This window comes from Streptomyces sp. NPDC020379 (genome assembly GCF_044387105.1).
GTDB lineage: Bacteria > Actinomycetota > Actinomycetes > Streptomycetales > Streptomycetaceae > Streptomyces.
In genome coordinates this window covers 141,519-161,343 of sequence record NZ_JBIRVR010000014.1, presented here as the reverse complement: position 1 = coordinate 161,343, position 19,825 = coordinate 141,519, and the positions used below count along the sequence as shown (strand labels likewise).

General features: G+C 72.6%; 16 protein-coding genes. 9 read left to right on the top strand and 7 right to left on the bottom strand.

What is annotated here, in order from left to right:
* Nucleotides 1-141: 141 nt before the first annotated feature.
* The 4 genes from ACH427_RS19875 (at nt 142) to ACH427_RS19860 (ending at nt 4,169) form a co-directional block, all read left to right on the top strand.
* A complete protein-coding gene (locus ACH427_RS19875; protein WP_398870818.1) occupies nt 142-1,335 on the top strand; it encodes a thiolase family protein in 1,194 nt (397 codons plus the stop codon).
* Nucleotides 1,336-1,530: 195 nt separating this feature from the next.
* Nucleotides 1,531-2,169 carry a protocatechuate 3,4-dioxygenase subunit beta gene (gene pcaH, locus ACH427_RS19870; RefSeq protein WP_398870874.1) on the top strand — a complete coding sequence of 213 codons (639 nt, stop codon included), beginning with the start codon at nt 1,531-1,533 and terminating at the stop codon, nt 2,167-2,169.
* Nucleotides 2,170-2,739, top strand: coding sequence for a protocatechuate 3,4-dioxygenase subunit alpha (locus ACH427_RS19865; RefSeq protein ID WP_398870817.1), 570 nt, complete (start codon nt 2,170-2,172; stop codon nt 2,737-2,739).
* Between the two features lie 65 nt (nt 2,740-2,804).
* Nucleotides 2,805-4,169, top strand: a complete 1,365-nt coding sequence (locus tag ACH427_RS19860) for an FAD-dependent oxidoreductase (RefSeq protein ID WP_398870873.1) — start codon at nt 2,805-2,807, stop codon at nt 4,167-4,169.
* 181 nt (nt 4,170-4,350) lie between these two features.
* Here ACH427_RS19860 and hemE read toward each other — a convergent pair whose 3' ends face one another.
* On the bottom strand, nt 4,351-5,436 hold the full coding sequence (gene hemE / locus ACH427_RS19855; protein ID WP_398870816.1) for a uroporphyrinogen decarboxylase: 1,086 nt from the start codon (nt 5,434-5,436) through the stop codon (nt 4,351-4,353).
* 90 nt (nt 5,437-5,526) lie between these two features.
* Here hemE and ACH427_RS19850 point away from each other — a divergent pair, with 90 nt between their 5' ends.
* The 5 genes from ACH427_RS19850 (at nt 5,527) to ACH427_RS19830 (ending at nt 12,088) form a co-directional block, all read left to right on the top strand.
* A complete protein-coding gene (locus tag ACH427_RS19850) occupies nt 5,527-6,204 on the top strand; it encodes a DUF3000 domain-containing protein (RefSeq protein ID WP_398870815.1) in 678 nt (225 codons plus the stop codon).
* 193 nt (nt 6,205-6,397) lie between these two features.
* Nucleotides 6,398-7,060, top strand: coding sequence for a response regulator transcription factor (locus ACH427_RS19845; protein WP_116214433.1), 663 nt, complete (start codon nt 6,398-6,400; stop codon nt 7,058-7,060).
* A 100-nt stretch (nt 7,061-7,160) separates the two neighbouring features.
* Nucleotides 7,161-8,438 carry an HRDC domain-containing protein gene (locus tag ACH427_RS19840; RefSeq protein ID WP_398870814.1) on the top strand — a complete coding sequence of 426 codons (1,278 nt, stop codon included), beginning with the start codon at nt 7,161-7,163 and terminating at the stop codon, nt 8,436-8,438.
* A gap of 306 nt (nt 8,439-8,744) precedes the next feature.
* Entirely contained in the window at nt 8,745-9,962 is a 1,218-nt protein-coding gene (locus ACH427_RS19835; protein ID WP_398870813.1) for a thiolase family protein, read from the top strand.
* Nucleotides 9,959-12,088: a 3-hydroxyacyl-CoA dehydrogenase NAD-binding domain-containing protein gene (locus ACH427_RS19830; RefSeq protein ID WP_398870812.1), complete on the top strand. Its 2,130-nt coding sequence runs from the start codon at nt 9,959-9,961 to the stop codon at nt 12,086-12,088. Before ACH427_RS19835 ends, ACH427_RS19830 begins: the two co-directional genes overlap by 4 nt.
* Before the next feature lie 69 nt (nt 12,089-12,157).
* On the opposite strand, the gene ACH427_RS19825 is transcribed toward ACH427_RS19830, so the two are convergent.
* From ACH427_RS19825 to ACH427_RS19800, 6 genes are all read right to left on the bottom strand, one after another.
* Nucleotides 12,158-13,021 carry a poly-gamma-glutamate hydrolase family protein gene (locus ACH427_RS19825; protein WP_398870811.1) on the bottom strand — a complete coding sequence of 288 codons (864 nt, stop codon included), beginning with the start codon at nt 13,019-13,021 and terminating at the stop codon, nt 12,158-12,160.
* Nucleotides 13,012-13,932, bottom strand: coding sequence for a UTP--glucose-1-phosphate uridylyltransferase (locus ACH427_RS19820; RefSeq protein ID WP_398870810.1), 921 nt, complete (start codon nt 13,930-13,932; stop codon nt 13,012-13,014). Before ACH427_RS19820 ends, ACH427_RS19825 begins: the two co-directional genes overlap by 10 nt.
* Before the next feature lie 107 nt (nt 13,933-14,039).
* Nucleotides 14,040-15,383 (bottom strand): UDP-glucose dehydrogenase family protein, encoded by a 1,344-nt coding sequence (locus ACH427_RS19815; RefSeq protein ID WP_398870809.1) that lies wholly within the window; start codon nt 15,381-15,383, stop codon nt 14,040-14,042.
* Between the two features lie 57 nt (nt 15,384-15,440).
* Entirely contained in the window at nt 15,441-17,312 is a 1,872-nt protein-coding gene (locus ACH427_RS19810; protein WP_398870808.1) for a glycosyltransferase family 39 protein, read from the bottom strand.
* Entirely contained in the window at nt 17,312-18,304 is a 993-nt protein-coding gene (locus tag ACH427_RS19805; RefSeq protein ID WP_398870807.1) for a glycoside hydrolase family 26 protein, read from the bottom strand. The genes ACH427_RS19810 and ACH427_RS19805 overlap by 1 nt, the downstream gene beginning before the upstream one ends.
* Entirely contained in the window at nt 18,301-19,716 is a 1,416-nt protein-coding gene (locus ACH427_RS19800; protein ID WP_398870872.1) for a glycosyltransferase family 2 protein, read from the bottom strand. The genes ACH427_RS19805 and ACH427_RS19800 overlap by 4 nt, the downstream gene beginning before the upstream one ends.
* Nucleotides 19,717-19,825: the final 109 nt, after the last annotated feature.

Genomic DNA, 19,825 nt, shown 5'->3' with positions numbered 1-19,825 from the left:
CCGCGGGCGCGAGGGCGACGCCTCACCCGGCGCTGACAGCCGTTGACAGCACAACTGCCGCCCCCGAGACTCGTCGCGGGTTCGATGATGAACGGGAGTTCGCCGGGCGAACGCCCCTGGGAGCGACGCCGAGGAGCAGCCATGAACGACCGGGTCCGGGATGTGTTCGTCGTGGACGCCGTGCGCACCCCGGTGGGCAAGTACGGCGGCGCGCTGTCCGCCGTGCGCCCCGACGATCTCGCGGCGCACGTCGTCGGGGCCGTGGTCGGCCGGTCGCCCGGCCTGGACCCGGCCCGGATCGACGACGTGGTGCTCGGCAACGCCAACGGCGCCGGTGAGGAGAACCGCGACGTGGCCCGCATGGCGGTGCTGCTGGCCAGGCTGCCGGTCTCGGTGCCCGGCGTGACGGTCAACCGGCTGTGCGCCTCCGGCCTCGAGGCGGTGGTGCAGGCGTACCGCGCGATCGCGCTCGGGGACGCTTCGGTGGTGGTCGCGGGCGGCGTCGAGTCGATGAGCCGGGCCCCCTACGTCCTGCCGAAGCCCGAACGGGCCTTTCCCGCGGCCCACCAGGAGATGTTCTCCACGACGCTGGGCTGGCGGATGACCAATCCGGCCATGCCGCGGCGGTGGACGACGCCGCTGGGCGAGGGCGCCGAGCTGATCGCCGACAAGCACGGCATCAGCCGGGAGCGGCAGGACGCCTTCGCGCTCGCCAGCCACCGGAAGGCGGCGCGGGCGTGGAAGGAGGGCGCGTACGACGCCGAGGTCGTGCCGCTGCCGGAGGTCGTGCTGCCGCGTGACGAGACCATCCGGGACAACACCTCCGCCGAGGCCCTCGCCCGGCTCAAGCCGGCCTTCCGCAAGGAGAACGGCACGGTCACCGCGGGCAACTCCTCGCCGCTGAACGACGGCGCGGCCGCGCTGCTGCTGTGCGACGAGGAGGGGCTGCGGGCGACGGGCCGGGAGCCGCTGGCGCGGGTGCGGGCCTCGGCCGTCACCGGCATCGAGCCGGATCTGTACGGCCTCGGTCCGGTCGAGGCGGTGCGGCGCGTCCTGGCCAAGGCCGGCCGCACGTTCGCCGACGTCACGCACTTCGAGCTGAACGAGGCGTACGCGGCACAGGTGCTGGGCTGCTTCGCCGAGTGGCCGGAGCTCGATCCGGGGGTGGTCAACCCGCGCGGCGGGGCGATCGCGATCGGCCATCCTCTGGGGTGCTCGGGGGCCCGGCTGGTGGGGTCGGTCGCGCATCAGCTGGCTGCGGCGGGTACGGGCGTGGGGCTGGCGGCGCTGTGCATCGGGGTGGGGCAGGGGCAGGCGCTGGTCCTCGAACGCTGAGCCGGGCCCTGGCCGGGAATCACGCACCGACGGCCCGCGCCGGGCGGCCGGGGATCACCCGTGGGGGCACCGGGGTAGGGGTCGCCCATGGCATCGGAACCCCTCCAGGAACAGCTGAGCCGTCGCATCTCCGCCCTCCCCGCCGTGGACCGCGCGACCGGCGCGCCCGCGGGCGGCTTCGTCCCCTACCGGGGCATGCCGGCACGGCAGCCCGCCCGGCCTCCCGTGCCCGTCGTCGCGCCCGGCGCCGTCGAGCTGACCGGCCCCGTCTTCGGGCGGGCCGACGTCGGCCCGCTGGATCGCGACCTGACCCGGCAGCATCGCGGCGAGCCGCTCGGCGAGCGCATCACCCTCTCCGGCCGGGTCCTGGACCGCGACGGCCGTCCGGTGCGCGGCCAGTTGGTGGAGGTGTGGCAGGCCAACTCGGCGGGCCGCTACGCCCACCGGACCGATCAGCACGCCGCGCCCCTCGACCCGAACTTCACCGGCGCGGGCCGCTGCCTCACCGACGACGACGGCCGCTACCACTTCACCACCGTGCGCCCCGGCGCCTATCCCTGGAACCTCCACACCAACGCCTGGCGCCCGCCGCACGTGCACTTCTCCCTCTTCGGCACGGCGTTCACCCAGCGCCTCGTGACGCAGATGTACTTCCCCGGCGACCCGCTGACGCCGCACGACGCGATCTGGCGCGCCGTCGGCGACCCCGCGGCGAGGGCCCGTCTGGTCGCCGCCTACGACCCCGCCCTCAACGTGCCCGAGTGGTCGCTCGGCTACCACTGGGACATCGTCCTGGACGGCCCCGCCGCCACCCCGGCCGAAGGGAGCCGGTGAATGTCCCTCCCCGTCACGCCCTCACAGACCATCGGCCCGTTCTTCGGCGACGCGCTGCCGGTGCCGGGCGGCGGTGAACTCGCGCCCGCCGGGCACCCGGACACCGTCACCGTGCACGGGTACGTCCACGACGGCGAGGGCGCGCCCGTGCCGAACGCGCTGCTGGAGTTCTGGCAGGCGGCCCCGGACGGCTCGCTCACGGGCGCGCCCGGCAGCCTGCACCGCGACGGCGTCACCTTCACCGGCTTCGCCCGGGTGCCCACCCGCGCGGACGGCCGTTACGTCCTGCGGACGCTGCCGCCCGGCGGCGCGCCCTTCCTCTCCCTGTGCGTCTTCGCGCCCGGTGTGAGCCGCGCTCTGTTCACCCGGGTCTACCTCGCCTTCCCGCCGGACGACGAGCTGCTCCTGGGCCTGCCCGCCGAGCGCCGGGCGACGCTCCTCGCGGCGAGGGATCCGGCGACGCACCGGGGGTACCGCTTCGACGTGCGCCTGAGCGGCGAGCGGGAGACGGTCTTCCTGACGTTCGCGGGCGCCGGCCCCGCGGAAGAAGCGGGCCCGTCCGGCGGTTGAGGGCACATCGGCGCAGCCGCGTCCAGGCACGGCGAGAGGGGACAATCGTGGTCGCATCAGAGCGCATGGTGGTCATCGGGGGCGACGCAGCGGGGATGTCCGCCGCCTCGCGGGCCCGGCGGCACCGGGAGGCCGGCTCGCTGGAGATCACCGCCTTCGAGCGCGGTCACTTCACCTCCTACTCCGCCTGCGGCATCCCCTACTGGGCGGGCGGTGAGGTCGACGGGCCGGACGCGCTGATCGCGCGTACGGCCGAGGAGCACCGCGAGCGCGGTATCGACCTGCGGATGCGCACCGAGGTGACCGAGATCGACGTGGCGCGGCAGCGCGTGCGGGCCCGCGACCTGGAGGGCGGCACGGACCGCTGGCACCACTTCGACCACCTCGTCGTGGCGACGGGCGCCCGGCCAGTGCGGCCGCGCCTGGAGGGGATCGACGCCCCCGGGGTGTACGGGGTGCAGACCTTGGACGACGGCCGGGCCCTGATCGACGGGCTCACCCGGACGGAGGGCCGCCGGGCCGTGGTCGTGGGCGCGGGGTACATCGGCGTGGAGATGGCGGAGGCGCTCGTGCGCCGCGGCTTCGAGGTGACCGTCGTCGACCGGTCCGCGCAGCCGATGGCCACGCTCGATCCGGACATGGGCGCGCTGGTGCACGAGGCGATGTGCGGGATGGGCATCGAGGTGGTGACGGAGGCCGAGGTCACCGGGATCGTCACCGGCCCGGACGGCCGGGTGGCCGCGGTCGCGACGGCGGCGAAGGAGTATCCGGCGGACGTGGTCGTGCTCGGCCTGGGCGTACGCCCCGAGACGGCGCTGGCCGAGGCGGCCGGGCTGCCGCTCGGGGAGTCCGGCGGGCTGCTGACGGACCTGGCGATGCGGGTGCGGGGCCACGGGAACGTCTGGGCGGGCGGCGACTGCGTGGAGGTGCTCGACCTGGTCTCCGGCCGCACCCGGCACATCGCCCTGGGCACCCACGCGAACAAGCACGGACAGGTCATCGGCACCAACATCGGCGGCGGCTACGCCACGTTCCCCGGGGTGGTGGGCACGGCCGTCAGCAAGGTGTGCGACCTGGAGATCGCCCGCACGGGCCTGCTGGAGGCCGGGGCGCGGGCGGTGGGCCTGCGCTTCGTGACGGCGACGATCGAGTCGACGAGCCGCGCCGGCTACTACCCGGGGGCCCGGCCCATGCGCGTGAAGATGCTGGCCGAGCGCGGCACGGGGCGGCTGCTCGGCACGCAGATCGTGGGCCGGGAGGGCGCCGCGAAGCGGGTGGACGTGGCGGCGGTGGCCCTGACCGCCCGGATGACGGTGGATCAGATGACGGCGCTGGACCTGGGCTACGCGCCGCCGTTCTCGCCGGTGTGGGACCCGGTGCTGGTCGCGGCGCGCAAGGCGGCCGCCGCGGTCCGGGAAGCGGGAGCGTAGCCCGCCGGGCCGGGGCGGCACGGCCCCGGCCCGTACAGTGCCGCTGAGCGGGCCGGGTGGAGTCCACTGCGGCCCGGCGGCGCCGGGAGGCGCCGATGTGCGGCTCCGCCGTGTGGGCGCGACCGGCCACGACGGCGCCGCGGACGGCCGGCGGCACCTCGCGGCATGTCCGGCGGAGCGCTCAGCGCGCCGTCCGCTCGTGGACGAACTCCACGAGGCGGGTCAGCGCGTCCGGGTCCGTCGTCGGGAGGACGCCGTGGCCCAGGTTGAAGACATGGCCTTCCAGGCCGCGCGCGGCCTGGAGGACCTCGCGGGTCTTCGTCTCGACCGCCTCGCGGCCGGCGAAGAGGACGGCCGGGTCCAGGTTGCCCTGGAGCGCCTTGCCGGGGCCGACACGGCGGACGGCCTCGTCCAGCGGGATCCGCCAGTCGACGCCGACGACGTCCGCGCCCGCCTCGCCCATGAGGCCGAGCAGCTCGCCCGTGCCGACACCGAAGTGGATGCGCGGCACGCCGAGGCCGGCGACGGCGTCGAAGACCTTGGTGGAAGCGGGCATGACGGAGCGGCGGTAGTCCGCGGGGGCGAGCGCGCCGACCCAGGAGTCGAAGAGCTGCACGGCCGAGGCCCCGGCCGCGATCTGCACCTTCAGGAAGGAGGCGGTGATGTCCGCGAGCCGGTCCAGGAGGTCGGCCCACAGCTCGGGGTCGCCGTACATGAGCGCCTTGGTGTGCTCGTGGTTGCGCGAGGGGCCGCCCTCGACCAGATAGCTGGCCAGGGTGAAGGGCGCCCCGGCGAAGCCGATGAGCGGCGTGGCGCCGAGCTCGGCGGTGAGCATGCCGATGGCCTCGGTGACGTACGGCACGTCAGAGGCGTCGAGCGGGCGGAGCCGGTCCAGGTCGGCGCGGGTGCGGATCGGCTCGGCGACGACCGGGCCGACGCCGGGCTTGATGTCCAGGTCGATCCCGATGGCCTTCAGCGGGACGACGATGTCGCTGAAGAAGATCGCGGCGTCGACGCCGTGCCGCCGGACCGGCTGGAGGGTGATCTCGGTGACGAGGTCGGGCCGCATGCAGGAGTCCAGCATGGGGATGCCCTCGCGGAGCTTGCGGTACTCCGGCAGCGAGCGGCCCGCCTGACGCATGAACCACACCGGTGTGTGCGGCACCGGCTCGCGTCGGCACGCCCTCAGGAACGCCGAGTCGTACGCCGCGGTGCGGCCGGTCTGTCGCTGGCTGGCGGGCTGGCTGGGCTCCCTGCGCTCACTCATGCCCCAAATCTTCGCACGGGCCGAACGAGTGACCCGCCCATGTGGGTGTCCTACCCGGAACGGGGCCACCTTCCGCCTAGTCTTCCGGGCATGGCTGCGGCGCAGGGACACCTCTCGGACGGTCCGGACGACGCGGATGGGGAGGACTCCCCGTCCGTCTTCCGGCAAGCGGTCGCGGGACTGCAAGGAGTGCGCCTGCGGCCCGAGATCGAGCTGGACGCGACACCGCCGCCCCAGCGGCTCGCCCCCTTCTCGTACGCACTGGAGGCCGCGGTCGTCGTCGACGACGAGGAGCTGGCGGACGGCCGGCTGATCCTGCTGCACGACCCGGCGGGCCACGAGGCGTGGGGCGGTACGTTCCGGCTGGTCACGCTGGTGCACGCCGACCTGGAGCCGGAGATGGCGGCGGATCCGCTGCTGCCGGAGGTGTGCTGGTCCTGGCTGACGGGCGCGCTGGAGGCACGGCGGGTGCCCTACGGGGCGCCGAGCGGGACGGTGACCCGGGCGAGCTCGCACTACTTCGGGGGGCTGCGGGAGCGGGAGCCGTCGACACGCATCGAGATCCGGGCCTCGTGGTCGCCCGCGGAGCCGCCCGCGGGCCCGGCGGGGCAGGCCGCGGCGGGGGCGGGCGGCGGCGTGCCGGACACGGCGGCGCACCTCGCCGCCTGGTGCGACCTGCTGTGTCAGATCGCGGGGCTGCCGCCGGGCGGGGGCCCGGAGGCCGGGGTGGTGACGCTCCCCCAGCGCCGCGATCCGCAGAGTCGTTGACCGGCGTCGTCGACCAGCGCCGTTGATCGACCAACCGTCCGAATTGCCCGAATTGTTACTCATCAATTCGTGATCATTCCCTAAAGCCGGGACGCTTCGCTGCCGAAGAGGCTTGTGACCCTTCCCATACGGATCGCCCCGGCACACCCCCCACGCCGGCACCGTCCCCCCGCCACTCCCCCCTGGAGGCTTGGTGTCCGTTCTCCTCGAGCAACCTGCGAGCCTCGCCTACCGCCCGAACAAACCGACGGCCATGGTCGTCGTCGCCGACCCCCGCGTCCGCTCCACCGTCACCCGCCACCTCTGGGCGCTCGGCGTGCGAGATGTGATCGAGGCGTCGTCCATCGCGGAGGCGCGCCCCCGCGTCGGCAACCCGCGCGACATCTGCGTGGCCGACGTCCACCTTCCCGACGGCTCGGGGCTCACCCTGCTGTCCGAGACCCGCGCCGCGGGCTGGCCCAATGGCCTGGCCCTGTCCGCCGCCGACGACATCGGCGCCGTGCGCAACGCCCTCGCTGGAGGCGTCAAGGGCTATGTCGTCACCGGCACCCGCACCAACCTGGGCCTGCCCGGCCGCCCCGGCGCCGCGCCCATCGGCTCCGCCGCCGCGGCCCGCATGCACCGCCGCCCGCCCGGCGCCCCCGGCCACCCCGGCGGCTACCGCGAGCTCTCCGGCCGGGAGGTCGAGGTGCTGCGGCTGGTCGCGGAGGGCCAGTCCAACAAGGCCATCGGCGTCTCGATGGGCCTGTCCGCGCTCACCGTCAAGAGCCACCTCGCCCGCATCGCACGCAAGCTCGGCACCGGCGACCGCGCCGGAATGGTCGCCGTCGCGCTGCGCACCGGCATCATCCACTGACCGCTCCCGGCGGGCGCCGCACGCCCCTGGAATCGGCACCGCGCCCGCCGAGGGGACGTACCGTCGGCGGGCGCTTGCCATACACAGATACCCTTGACCGGTGACCGACGCCCAAGAGACCGCAGAAGACACGACACTGCGAACCACCGGGGGCGCTCCCCCGGACGACGTCGATTCGGCGCCGATCCCCCTGCTGGAACCACGCGAAGGCATCCCGCCGGTCGTCGCTGACAACGATGCCCTGGCCGCCGTCGTCGCGGCGTTCGCAGCGGGCACCGGCCCCGTCGCCGTCGACGCGGAGCGCGCCTCCGGCTACCGCTACGGCCAGCGCGCCTACCTCGTGCAGCTCCGCCGCGAAGGCGCGGGCTCCACCCTGATCGACCCCGTCGGCTGCCCCGACCTGTCCACGCTCGGCGCGGCCATCGGCGACGCCGAGTGGGTGCTGCACGCCGCCACGCAGGACCTGCCGTGCCTGCGCGAGATAGGGATGACACCGTCGCGGCTCTTCGACACGGAGCTGGCGGGACGGCTCGCCGGATTCGCCCGCGTCGGCCTCGGCGCCATGGTCGAGAACGTCCTCGGCTACGCCCTGGAGAAGGGCCACTCCGCCGTCGACTGGTCCACCCGCCCGCTGCCCGACCCCTGGCTGCGCTACGCCGCGCTCGACGTGGAACTGCTCGTCGACCTGCGCGACGCCCTGGAGGCCGAGCTGAACCGGCAGGGCAAGCTGGAGTGGGCCCGCGAGGAGTTCGCGGCCATCGCCGCCGCCCCGCCCGCGCCGCCGCGCAAGGACCCGTGGCGCCGCACGTCCGGCATGCACAAGGTCCGGCGGCGCCGGCAGATGGCCGTGGTCCGCGAGCTGTGGACGGCGCGCGACCTGATCGCGCAGCGGCGCGACGTCTCGCCGGGCAAGGTGCTCGGCGACGCCGCGATCATCGAGGCCGCCCTGAACCTGCCCCCGAACGCGCACGCGCTGGCGGCGCTCCCCGGCTTCGGGCACCGCATGAGCCGCAAGCAGCTCGAAGGCTGGCAGGCCGCGGTCGACCGTGCCCGCGCGATCCCCGACGCCGAGCTGCCGCAGCCCGGTCAGCCGCTGACCGGCCCGCCGCCGCCCCGCGCCTGGGCGGACAAGGACCCCGCGGCCGCGGCCCGCCTCTCGGCCGCCCGCACGGCGGTCACCGCGCTGGCGGAGGAGCTGAACATGCCGCAGGAGAACCTGATCGCCCCGGACACGGTGCGCCGCCTGTGCTGGGAGCCGCCGTCGGAGCCGACCCCGGAGAAGGTCACGGAGATCCTCTCGGCGCACGGCGCGCGCAACTGGCAGATCGAGCAGGTGACGCCGCCGCTGGTGGCGGCGCTGAGGAGCGCGACGGGCTGAGGTCTCCTTCCTTCGCGTTCCTTCGGATTCCTCCACATCGCCGGGACGGGCCGGATTCACGGACCGAGGTCCGCGCGATCCGGCCCGTCCGGCGTTTGCGGACGCGCCCGCGGGGCGCTCCCGCCGCGGGCCACCACGGCGGGAGCGCCGGGATCCGGCACCCGCCCGAATGTGACGTTCACCGCGCGGTGAAGGGACTGGGCAGGCATGGTTACCCGCAAGTAGCATGACGGCATGAGTCCGCGTCGCGGCGGAGCCGTACCGGCATGCCCGCGCGCAGCGATCCGCACCTGGAGGAGAGCCAACGTGCCTCGTACCGCTAGGGACGTCGTTTTCGTCGACGGCGTCCGCACCCCGTTCGGCAAAGCGGGCCCGAAGGGCATCTACCACGAGACCCGCGCGGACGACCTCGTCGTCAAGTGCATCCGTGAGCTGCTGCGCCGCAACCCGGCCCTGGATCCCGCCAAGATCGACGAGGTCGCGGTCGCCGCGACGACGCAGATCGGCGACCAGGGCCTGACCCTGGGCCGCACGGCCGGCATCCTCGCGGGGCTGCCGCAGTCCGTGCCGGGCCTGTCCATCGACCGCATGTGCGCCGGTGCGATGACGGCCGTGACGACCGTCGCCGGTGGCGTCGCGTTCGGCGCGTACGACATCGCGGTCGCGGGCGGCGTCGAGCACATGGGCCGCCACCCGATGGGCGAGGGCGTGGACCCCAACCCGCGCTTCGTGTCGGAGAAGCTGGTCGACGAGTCGGCCCTCTTCATGGGCATGACCGCGGAGAACCTGCACGACCGGTTCCCGCAGCTCACCAAGGAGCGCTCGGACGCCTACGCGGTCCGCAGCCAGGAGAAGGCCGCCAAGGCGTACGCCGACGGCAAGATCCAGCCCGACCTGGTGCCCATCTCGGTCCGCCGCACCTCCCCCGAGGGCGGCGAGCTCGGCTGGGGCCTGGCCACGGCCGACGAGCCGATGCGCCCGGGCACCACGATGGAGGGCATCGCCAACCTCAAGACGCCCTTCCGCCCGCACGGCCGGGTGACCGCTGCCAACTCCTCCGGCCTCAACGACGGCGCGACCGCCTCGCTGATCGCCGCCGAGGACGTGGCGCGCGAGCTGGGCCTGCCGGTCCGGATGCGCCTGGTGTCGTACGCCTTCGTCGGCGTCGAGCCCGAGGTGATGGGCTACGGCCCGATCCCGGCGACCGAGAAGGCGCTGGCCAAGGCGGGCCTGTCGATCGACGACATCGGCCTGTTCGAGATGAACGAGGCGTACGCGGTGCAGGTGCTCGCGTTCCTCGACCACTACGGCATCGCGGACGACGACCCGCGGGTCAACCAGTACGGCGGCGCGATCGCCTTCGGCCACCCCCTCGCCTCCTCCGGCGTGCGTCTGATGACGCAGCTGGCCCGGCAGTTCGAGGAGCAGCCGCACGTCCGCTACGGCATCACCTCGATGTGTGTCGGCTTCGGCATGGGCGGAACGGTCATCTGGGAGAACCCGCACTTCGAGGGGGACAAGTGAGCAACACCGCTGAGCTGTTGAAGGGTGCGGCAGAGCTGTTCCCCGACGAGGTCGTGACCCAGGCGCACGTGCGCCACCTCGACCTCCCCCTGGGCGCGGGCAGCTTCGCGCTCATCACGCTGGACAACGGCCTGGACCACACCAAGCCGACCACCTTCGGCCCGCAGTCGCTGGCCAACCTGGACGCCGCCCTCGACCAGGTCGAGGCGGAGGCCAGGGACGGGAAGATCGTCGGCGTCGGTGTCACCGGCAAGCCGTTCATCTTCGCCGTGGGCGCGGACCTCAAGGGCGTGGAGCTGCTCAAGCGCCACGAGGACGCGGTGGCCATCGGCAAGGGCGGCCACGACGTCTTCAAGCGCCTGTCGGCGCTGGCGGTCCCGACGTTCGCGTACTACAACGGCGCGGCGATGGGCGGTGGCGTCGAGGTCGGTCTGCACTGCTCCTACCGCACGGTGTCCAAGGCGATCCCCGCCTTCTCGCTGCCCGAGGTCTTCCTCGGTCTGGTCCCGGGCTGGGGCGGCTGCGCGCTGCTGCCGAACCTCATCGGCGCGGACCGCGCGATCTCGGTCGTCATCGAGAACTCGCTCAGCCAGAACCGGCAGCTGAAGGGCAAGCAGGTCTTCGAGCTCGGCATCGCCGACGCGATCTTCGAGGGCGCCGACTTCCTGGAGCAGTCGCTGCTGTGGACCGCGTCCGTCCTCAAGGGCGAGACCGAGGTCGTGCGGCAGGAGATCGACCGCGGCGAGGCATGGGACCAGGCCGTCGAGCGCGGGCGGGCGATCGCCGACTCCAAGGTGCACGGCGCGGCCCCGGCCGCGTACCGCGCGCTGGACATCATCGCCGCGGCCAAGAACGGCGACCTGCGCCACGGCTTCGAGGCCGAGACCCAGGCCCTCGCCGACCTGATCATGGGCGGCGAGCTGCGCAGCGGCATCTACGCCTTCAACCTGGTGCAGAAGCGCGCCAAGCGCCCGGCCGGCGCGCCGGACAAGTCGCTGGCCCGCCCGGTCACCAAGGTGGGCGTCGTCGGCGCCGGCCTGATGGCCTCTCAGCTCGCGCTGCTCTTCGCGCGCCGCCTGGAGGTGCCGGTCGTGCTGACCGACATCGACCAGGAGCGGATCGACAAGGGCGTGGGCTATGTCCACGGCGAGATCGACAAGCTGCTCGCCAAGGGCCGGATCAACCGGGACAAGGCGAACCGCCTGAAGGCCGCGGTCACGGGCTCCCTCGACAAGGCCACGGCCTTCGGCGACGCGGACTTCGTCATCGAGGCCGTCTTCGAGGAGATGGGCGTCAAGCAGCAGGTGTTCGCCGAGGTCGAGGCGGTCGTCCCGGCCCACACGATCCTGGCGACCAACACCTCCTCGCTGTCGGTCAGCGAGATGGCGTCGAAGCTGAAGCACCCCGAGCGGGTCGTCGGTTTCCACTTCTTCAACCCCGTCGCGATCCTGCCGCTGCTGGAGATCGTGCGCGGCGAGCGGACCGACGACGCGGCGCTGGCCACGGCCTTCGGTGTGGCGAAGAAGCTGAAGAAGACCGCGGTGCTGGTGAAGGACGCCCCGGCGTTCGTCGTCAACCGCATCCTCACCCGCTTCATGGGCGAGATCCAGAACGTCATCGACGAGGGCACCCCGGTCGAGACCGCCGAGAAGGCCGTCGAGCCGCTGGGCCTGCCGATGTCGCCGCTGGTGCTCCTGGAGCTGGTCGGTCCGGCGATCGGTCTGCACGTCTCCGAGACGCTGGCCGGTGCCTTCCCCGACCGCTTCAAGGTGTCGTCCAACCTGGCCGCCGTGGTCAAGGCCGGCAAGCGCGGCTTCTACGTCCACGACTCCGGCAAGCCGGAGCTGGACCCCGAGGTGGCCGCCCTCCTGGTGCAGGGCGACTCCGTCCTCACCGAGGAGCAGGTGCGGGAGCGGGTCCTGGACGCCGTCGCGCAGGAGATCGGCATCATGCTGGACGAGGGCGTCGTCGCCGAGGCACAGGACATCGACCTGTGCCTGATCACGGGCGCGGGCTGGCCGTTCCACCTGGGCGGCATCACGCCGTACCTGGACCGCGCGGGCGTCTCCGAGCGTGCCGTCGGCAAGCGGTTCCTCGCCGAGGGGATCGCCAGCGTTCCGGCGTGACCCAGCGGGTGTGCGAAGGGCCGCGCGGCGGGGAAACCCGCCGCGCGGCCCTTCGGCGCCGCCTGCCGGCTACGGCACGGCCCGGCCAGCCTCCAGGCGGCGGAGCGCCGCGCGGGTGGCCGCGGTGAAGTTCCAGAACTCCTCCGTGGTGCTGGTCCTGCGGCCGGCCCGCGTGTTGACCGTGAACATCGCCGCGCGCAGTGCGGTGGTCATCTCCAGCTGCGCGCCCATGCCGAGCGCGGTGCGGTTGACGATGTTCTCCGGCTGGACGCCACCGAGGGAGGCATGGCCAGAGGCATCGACGGCCCGGATGCCCGCCGCCTGGTACTCGGCGAGCAGAAGCTGCCGCAGAGCCGCGTCCCGCCCGCCGACCAGCACCGCCGCGGCCTTGTCCTCCAGGCCCGCCTGGGAGGGCGTGCACCCGTGCAGGCTCAGGGCGTTGAGGCTGCCCGCGCACAGCGCACGGGCGACGCCGTCGTCACAGTGGGTCGAGGTGACATGGAGGTCACCGTTGTCCGCCGGGCGCAGCCCCTCGAACATCCAGTAGTCGTGGAGCGGGCCCCCGGCCGGGGCGGGAGTGAGATCGGCGGGGTGGTATCCGGCGATGGCCAGGCACAGTTCGGAGGTGCCGACCTCGATCCCGCCACCGTGCGGGGCGAGGATCGTCGTGGCGGCGTAGTCGGACCGCGCCGCGAGGTCGTCGTCGAACCTGGCGTGACGCCGGTAGCGGCGCCCGTAGTCCTTGCCCTCCGCAAGGGAGGAATCGGCGTACAGGGCGCTGTTCGAGGGGTACCTGTCGGACGCCCCGGCGGAGGTCCTCGCGCTTGCCCCGGCGGCGGTGCCGAATCCGAGCAGGACCGGGGAGGCCACGGCGGTGGAGGCCAGGAAGGCCCGCCTGCCGAAGCGGGACATGGCGACGTCCTTCACCGGCATGCCTCGGCCGACAGCTCCGTGGCGGCGAATTCGCGGAGCCACGTGCGGAACTCCGGTCCGAGGTCGTCGCGTTCGCAGGCGAGCCGGACCGTGGCGCGCAGGTACTCGCCGCGGTCCCCGGTGTCGTAGCGGCGCCCGCGGAAGACGACTCCGTGCACCGGGCCGCCCGCTCCCGTGGTGGCCAGCGTGTGCAGTGCGTCGGTGAGCTGGATCTCTCCGCCCCGGCCCGGAGCGGTGCGCCGCAGGACGTCGAAGACGGCGGGGTCGAGCACATAGCGGCCGATGACCGCGTAGTTGCTCGGGGCCGTGCCGGGCGCGGGCTTCTCCACCAGTCCCGTGATCCTCAGTGCCTCGCCGTCGCCCGCCGACGGCTCCACCACCGCGCAGCCGTAGAGGTGGATACGGTCCGCGGGCACCTCGGTGAGGGCGATCACACTGCCGCCCAGCTGCTCCCGCACGGCGATCATGCGCGACAGGAGCGGGTCGCGGGGGTCGATGAGGTCGTCACCGAGCAGGACCGCGAAGGGGCTCTGCCCGACATGGGCCTCGGCGGCCAGCACCGCGTGCCCCAGGCCCAGCGGGTCGCCCTGGCGGGCGTAGTGCAGGGTGGCCAGGGTGCTGGACTCCCGTACGAGCGAGAGGCGTTCGCGGTCGCCCTTGGCCTCCAGCACGGTCTCCAGCTCGTGGGCCCGGTCGAAGTGGTCCTCCAGAGCACGCTTGTTGCGTCCGGTGATCATGAGGACGTCCGTGAGCCCCGCCGTCGCCGCTTCCTCCACGACGTACTGGATGGCCGGCTTGTCGACGACGGGCAGCATCTCCTTGGGCGTGGCCTTGGTGGCCGGCAGGAAACGCGTGCCCATGCCCGCGGCGGGGATGACGGCCTTGACCACGGGGGTGGTGGGTGTCTGCATGACGGGGCGTGGCCGAGGCCACTCCTCTCTCGTGTGGGTTTCGCGCGGTGTCGGCGCCGCGGGTGCCGGGGTGCGTCCGGCGGACGGCCGCGGGTTCGCGGCACCGGTCACGGGGTGGCCTCGAACGCGCCGGAGGCGCGGCCCAGGGCGTGGAAGTCCCAGCCGGCGGCGGTCCAGGCGGCGGCGTCCAGGGCGCCGCGGCCGTCCACGATCCGCGGGTGGCGTGCCAGCGGCGCCAGCGCCGCGGGGTCCAGTTCCCGGAATTCCCGCCACTCGGTCAGGTGCAGGACGACATCCGCTCCGCGCACGGCGTCCTCGGCCGACAGCGCGTAGCTCAGCGGCGGGTGGGTCTTACGGGCGTTGTCCATGGCCTTCGGGTCGTACACGCTCACGTCCGCGCCGCCGAGCTGGAGGCGGGCGGCGACGTTCAGGGCCGGGGAGTCGCGGATGTCGTCGGACTCCGGCTTGAACGCGGCGCCGAGCACCGCGACGCGCCTGCCGGGGAGCGAGCCGCCGCACAGCTCGCGGGCCAGCTCGACGACGCGGTCGCGCCGGCGCAGGTTGATCGCGTCGACCTCGCGGAGGAAGGCCAGCGAACGGCCGGTGCCCAGCTCCTCGGCGCGCGCCATGAAGGCGCGGATGTCCTTGGGCAGGCAGCCGCCGCCGAAGCCGACCCCGGCGCGGAGGAAGCGGGCGCCGATGCGCTCGTCGTGGCCGATGGCCCTCGCCAGCACGGACACGTCCGCGTCCGCCGCCTCGCACAGCTCCGCCATGGCGTTGATGAAGGAGATCTTGGTGGCGAGGAACGCGTTGGCGGCGGTCTTGACCAGCTCGGCCGTGGGGAAGTCGGTGGTGACCACGGGGGTCCCGGCGGCGATGACCGGCGCGTAGACCTCGCGCAGCAGCGCCTCGGCGGTGGCGGAACGCACCCCGAGGACCAGCCGGTCGGGACGGAGCGTGTCCCGCACGGCGAATCCCTCGCGCAGGAACTCGGGATTCCACGCCAGCTCCGCGCGGGAGCCGGCCGGAGCGAGCTCCGCGAGCCGCCGGGCCAGCCGGGCCGCGGTGCCCACCGGCACGGTGGACTTCCCGGCCACCAGCGCGGGCCGGGTCAGGTGCGGACCGAGGGCCTCGACCACCGCGTCCACATAGGTGAGGTCGGCGGCGTCGGAGCCCTCGCGCTGCGGGGTGCCGACGCACAGGAAGTGCACCTGCCCGAACTCCGCCGCCTCCTCGTAGGAGGTGGTGAAGCGCAGCCGGCCCGACGCCGTGTGTTCGGCCAGCAGCTCTGCCAGCTCCGGCTCGTAGAAGGGGACCCGTCCCGCGCGCAGCGCGCCGATCTTCTCCGGATCGACGTCGACCCCGAGCACCTCGTGCCCGAGCTCCGCCATGCAGACGGCGTGGGTGGCACCGAGATAGCCGGTGCCGATGACAGTGAGCCGCAAAGACACGGCTTCTCCTTGTGACGTTTTCCTGGGAGCGGACAGCCCCGGGAGGCGGACGGTTCGCTAGCGCTTGACCCACACGCGGTAGGCCCCGGTGCCGGAGGAGTTCTCGAAGGGGACGGTGGCCAGCAGCCGGTAGCGCGGGTTCGCCTTGAGGTTGTCGGCGATGACGGCGTCGGTGCCGCCGGCGGAGAGCCCGTCGAGCACGACGAGGTCGAACCACCCGTCACCGAGCGCCTTCCTGTAGCCGTCCTCGCCGGTGTGCGTGGCGCCGCGGGAGTCCTGATAGCTGATGTTGTCGGTCGGGGTCCACTGCCGCTGGCCGGTCTGCCCACGGAGGTAGTACACGGCCACTTCGTGCGTGTCGCCGAGGTAGCGGCCCTTGCCGTTCACGTACGGGCGGAGCACGTCGACCAGTTGCGTGGAGTTCGGCCAGACACCGAAGCGCCAGGTCGACTGGGCCAGCCCCACGCAGAGCATCACGACCCAGAGGAGGATGCCCAGTTGGGGGTAGCGGAAGTGCGCGCCGACCAGGCGGCTCACGCCGATTCCCGCCATGGGGGCCGCGAAGAGCAGCCCGAACCCGATGTGCTTGAACAGCGACACCCCGGTGCCCAGATACATCTGGTAGGCGGGCGCCAGCAGGGCCGTGCCGCAGAGCACGAGGCCGATCACGAGCCGCCGGCGCCGGCCGGGCCCGCTCATGCTCAAGGACCGGGGGGACTCGTTCATGCGGCCGCGGCGCGCGTAGGAGAACGCCCCGACGCACGCTGTCGCGAACAGCAGCCCGCCCCAGCCGGCCGACCTCTTCAGGAGGTCGAAGGCGCTCTCCGTGCCGTGTTCACGGCCGGTCGTGGTCTTCTGGATGCCCGCGAGCACATCGGAGGCGAGCAGGGCGACGCCGAGCAGCGCCGCGATGCCGGCGGCCAGGGCCAGGCCCCGCCACAAGGACCGCTTGCCCCGGTGCGGCCAGGCGGTGAGCACGGCGAGCACGAGGATCGTCGGAAGGTAGAGGGCGGCGGCGTATTTCACTCCGACGGCCAGGGCGGCGACCGGGGCCGCGAGCAGCACGGCGGCGACGGGTGCCCGGTCGGTGCGCACGACGATCCAGGTGGCCAGCGTGAGCAGGAAGAGCGCCGCGGCGTCGTACGTCGCGAAGTTGCCCAGCACGATCGTGGACTGGGTGACGGCGAACAGGGCCGCCGCCGCCAGTGCCACCCGTTCGTTGAACATCCGCCGGGTGAAGGAGTAGAGCAGCGCCGTGGTGCCCAGCATGCAGGCGAGGCTGAGGGCGCGCGCCCCGGCCAGCCCGAACGCGGAGTCGGCGAGGGCGGCCAGCACGGGGTACAGCGACGACGAGCCGGAGAAGTAGGCGTTGTAGTCGACCGGCAGGTCGGCGCCGTGGAGCAGGTGGTCGAGCTCCATGTGACCGGCGTAGAGGTAGAGCGCCTCGTCCTGGAAGGCGGTGTTGCTCAGCCGCAGGGAGAGCACCGCCTGGATGGCCAGGACGCACAGCAGCACGGCGCGGCTGACCCACCCGCGGCGCCTGCTCTGGGCCATGTCCCAGCCCGCGTCGGGAGTCTCCGGAATGCGGTACGCCGGCTCGGGGTCGGCAGGGTGCTGCTCGTGCTCGGCGGGCGGGGCGTCCTGCTGCCACTGGGGCACCTGCGCCGTCTGCTGCTCCTGGTGCGGGGCGGGGTACTGCGCGTACGGCGCGGCGGCCGCCGCCTGGGCCGCGGGCAGGGGCTCGGCGTACCGCGCCGCCGGGTACGGGTCGGTGGTGTACGGGTCGTACGTCTGCTGCTCAGGCCCGGTGACCTGCCCGCCGGCCCAGCCCATGTCGTAGTACGGGTCGTTGTCGTCAGCCGTACGGCCGTCCCGCTGCCCCGGCACCCGGTACCCGCGTCCCCTGGGGTCGTCGATCGAAGGTTCCATCACGGCTTCCGCACGTCGAAGCCGAAGGAGTCATCGGCTGCCAGTCGTTTGAACTCGGCCAGCGCCAGCGGGCTGACCTCCAGCCGCCAGTCGGCGCGCTTGTTGTGGTCGAACCAGACGAAGCCGATGATGTCGTCCCGGTCGGTGACGCCCTTGAAGAGGTTCTGCACGTCGGCCCGGCGGCGGGCGCCCGGCTCGGCCGCGGTTTCGAGAATGAGCAGGGGCTTGTCGCTGAAGGTGCGGACCTTCTTGATGGTCGGGCCGAAGACGTGGTCGAAGGCGTTGTCCTCGTACTTGGTGAAGTAGCCGATCAGGCCCACCCAGTCGACGTAGGCGTCACCGGGGTAGTACTTCTCGATGTCGACGCTCTTGACCGAGTTGACGATGTTCGGCGACCAGGCCCAGATGACGTTGGTGGCGCCGGCCTCGTCGAAGACCTCGCGGAGGTGCTTCCAGGCCCGGACGTAGTCGGCGGGCTTGACGTGCTTGGTGCCCCACGTCTCCCAGTGGCCGTTCATCTCGTCCGCGAAGCTGACGGCGAGGGGCAGGCCGAGCTTCCGCACGTCCCCGGCGTACTTCTTGAGGTAGGCGTCGGTCTTGCCGTCGGCGATGTCGGCGATGGTGGTGTCGGCGGGCTCCCAGGACACCACGGTCAGGGCGCCGGCGTCCCAGGCGTTGCGCACGCCCGCGGCGTTGAAGTCGTCGCCCCAGGCCGCGTAGTACTCCAGCAGGTTCGGCTTCTTGCCCACCATCCCGGTGTACTTGTCGACCGCGGCCATGGAGGTCGGCGCCTTCTCCACCGCGGCGCCGAAGTACTTCTTGCGGGGCTGGATCAGGGGCCGGAGGTCATGGGGCTTGACGAACTCCTCGGTCGCCTTGGCCGCGGGCCGCGCCTCCGCGGTGGACTCCGCCGGGGAACAGGCGGCCAGGGGGGCGACCACGGCGGCGGCCAGGGCGACGGCCGTCGCGGTACGGGCTATGTGCGAGGTCATGCGGCACTCTCCGCTCGGGGCTGGACCAGGACCCGGCCGACGACCAGGGCGTAGAACAGGCCGGAAGAAAGGATCAGGGCGAAGTCGGGGGCGTACATGGTGAACATGCGCCAGACGGCGGCGCCCACCCAGAGCAGCGCGGTGCCGCCGCTCCACACCCACATCCCGATCCAGAAGCGCCGGGTCTTGTTCTTCTTCGCCCCGGAGGAGCCGGTCGGCTGCCACCCCATGCGGTTCTTGCGGAGGATGTCCCAGATGGCGAAGACGTGTGCCCAGCCGTACATCATGCGGGCCGACCACGCCTCCAGCCGGTAGGGCGCCTTGTGCCAGAGGGGGAAGATGATCGTGGTGTACACGATGCTGGGCAGGACGAGCAGCAGGTGCTCGACCTTCAGCTTTTCCGGCATGGTCAGCAGCAGCACGAGCGGGATGACCGGGGCCGCGAAGGTGAACAGCGCCGTGTGGATGTAGTAGAAGAATCCGGAGAGATAGCAGAGCCGGCTGGAGAGCCGGATCTTCGCCTGCCAGAACTTCCGGCTGGACATCAGGCTCATCGACCCGGAGCACCAGCGGTACTGCTGGTTGAAGAACGCTCCGGCGGTGTCCGGGCACACCCCGGTCGACACCGCGATCGGCACATAGCGAAGGTCCCAGCCCAGGCCCCGGAGATCGAAGCCGGTGTGCACGTCCTCGGAGTGCTCGATCAGCGTGGTGCCGCCGTTGGTGTCGAGCGCCGCCCGCCGGTAGACCGCGCAGCTGCCCACGCAGATGGCGCCGTCGCTGCCCTGTCGCGAGACCTGGACCGACCGGTAGAAGAGCTCCTGAACGGCTCCCGCGCCGCGCTCGATCCAGTTCTGCGAATCGAGCACCCGGAAGTACTGCGGCGACTGGACGATTCCGATCCGGTCGTCGTCCTCCATGTACGGGAGCAATTCCTCCAGGAGGTCCGAGCGCGGCGCGAAGTCGGCATCGAGGATGAGGATGTACTTTCCGTCGGACTGCCCGTAGCCGAAATGCATGTTCCCGGCCTTCTTGAACCAGCCGCGGTTCGGCCGGGTGCCGTAGCGGAAGCCGAAGTCGGCGGCCATGGCGGCCAGTTCGGGATTGGCGGCGTCATCCATGACGAACGGCACACAGGCGCCCGGATAGCGGTCGGCCAGGGCGCGCACATGCGTCCATGTGTTGTGGAGCACCTCGATGGGCTCGCCGCACACGGGGAGAAAGACGTCGACCGACGGATATTCGGCGGGCTTCCAGTTCCGGACCAGGCGCTTATGGTGCTTGATGTCGAAATCACGGGTGACAGCGTTCACCCGGAGCGAAATCAAGTAGTAGACGACGGTAAACACCAGCAGCGGCACATAGACCCACAGAAGGGGAGTCGACGCCGCCAGCTTGAACTGGCTCAGCACAAGACAGACGAAGCTGATCAGTGAGCTCAGAGTCAGCACCCACAGATGGCGCTTCACGTACGCGTACTTCTCGCGATCCGTGGGCGGCTGCGGCAACAACCCGCCGTGC

Excerpts from the sequence above, each read along its gene's own strand:
- ACH427_RS19825 (WP_398870811.1), bottom strand. The coding sequence starts at position 13,021 with ATGCCGGTGAAGGACGTCGCCATGTCCCGCTTCGGCAGGCGGGCCTTC.
- hemE (WP_398870816.1), bottom strand. The coding sequence starts at position 5,436 with ATGAGTGAGCGCAGGGAGCCCAGCCAGCCCGCCAGCCAGCGACAGACC.
- ACH427_RS19805 (WP_398870807.1), bottom strand. The coding sequence starts at position 18,304 with ATGACCTCGCACATAGCCCGTACCGCGACGGCCGTCGCCCTGGCCGCC.
- pcaH (WP_398870874.1), top strand. The coding sequence starts at position 1,531 with ATGCCGGCACGGCAGCCCGCCCGGCCTCCCGTGCCCGTCGTCGCGCCC.
- ACH427_RS19820 (WP_398870810.1), bottom strand. The coding sequence starts at position 13,932 with ATGCAGACACCCACCACCCCCGTGGTCAAGGCCGTCATCCCCGCCGCG.
- ACH427_RS19875 (WP_398870818.1), top strand. The coding sequence starts at position 142 with ATGAACGACCGGGTCCGGGATGTGTTCGTCGTGGACGCCGTGCGCACC.
- ACH427_RS19810 (WP_398870808.1), bottom strand. The coding sequence starts at position 17,312 with ATGGAACCTTCGATCGACGACCCCAGGGGACGCGGGTACCGGGTGCCG.
- ACH427_RS19850 (WP_398870815.1), top strand. The coding sequence starts at position 5,527 with ATGGCTGCGGCGCAGGGACACCTCTCGGACGGTCCGGACGACGCGGAT.
- ACH427_RS19860 (WP_398870873.1), top strand. The coding sequence starts at position 2,805 with ATGGTGGTCATCGGGGGCGACGCAGCGGGGATGTCCGCCGCCTCGCGG.
- ACH427_RS19865 (WP_398870817.1), top strand. The coding sequence starts at position 2,170 with ATGTCCCTCCCCGTCACGCCCTCACAGACCATCGGCCCGTTCTTCGGC.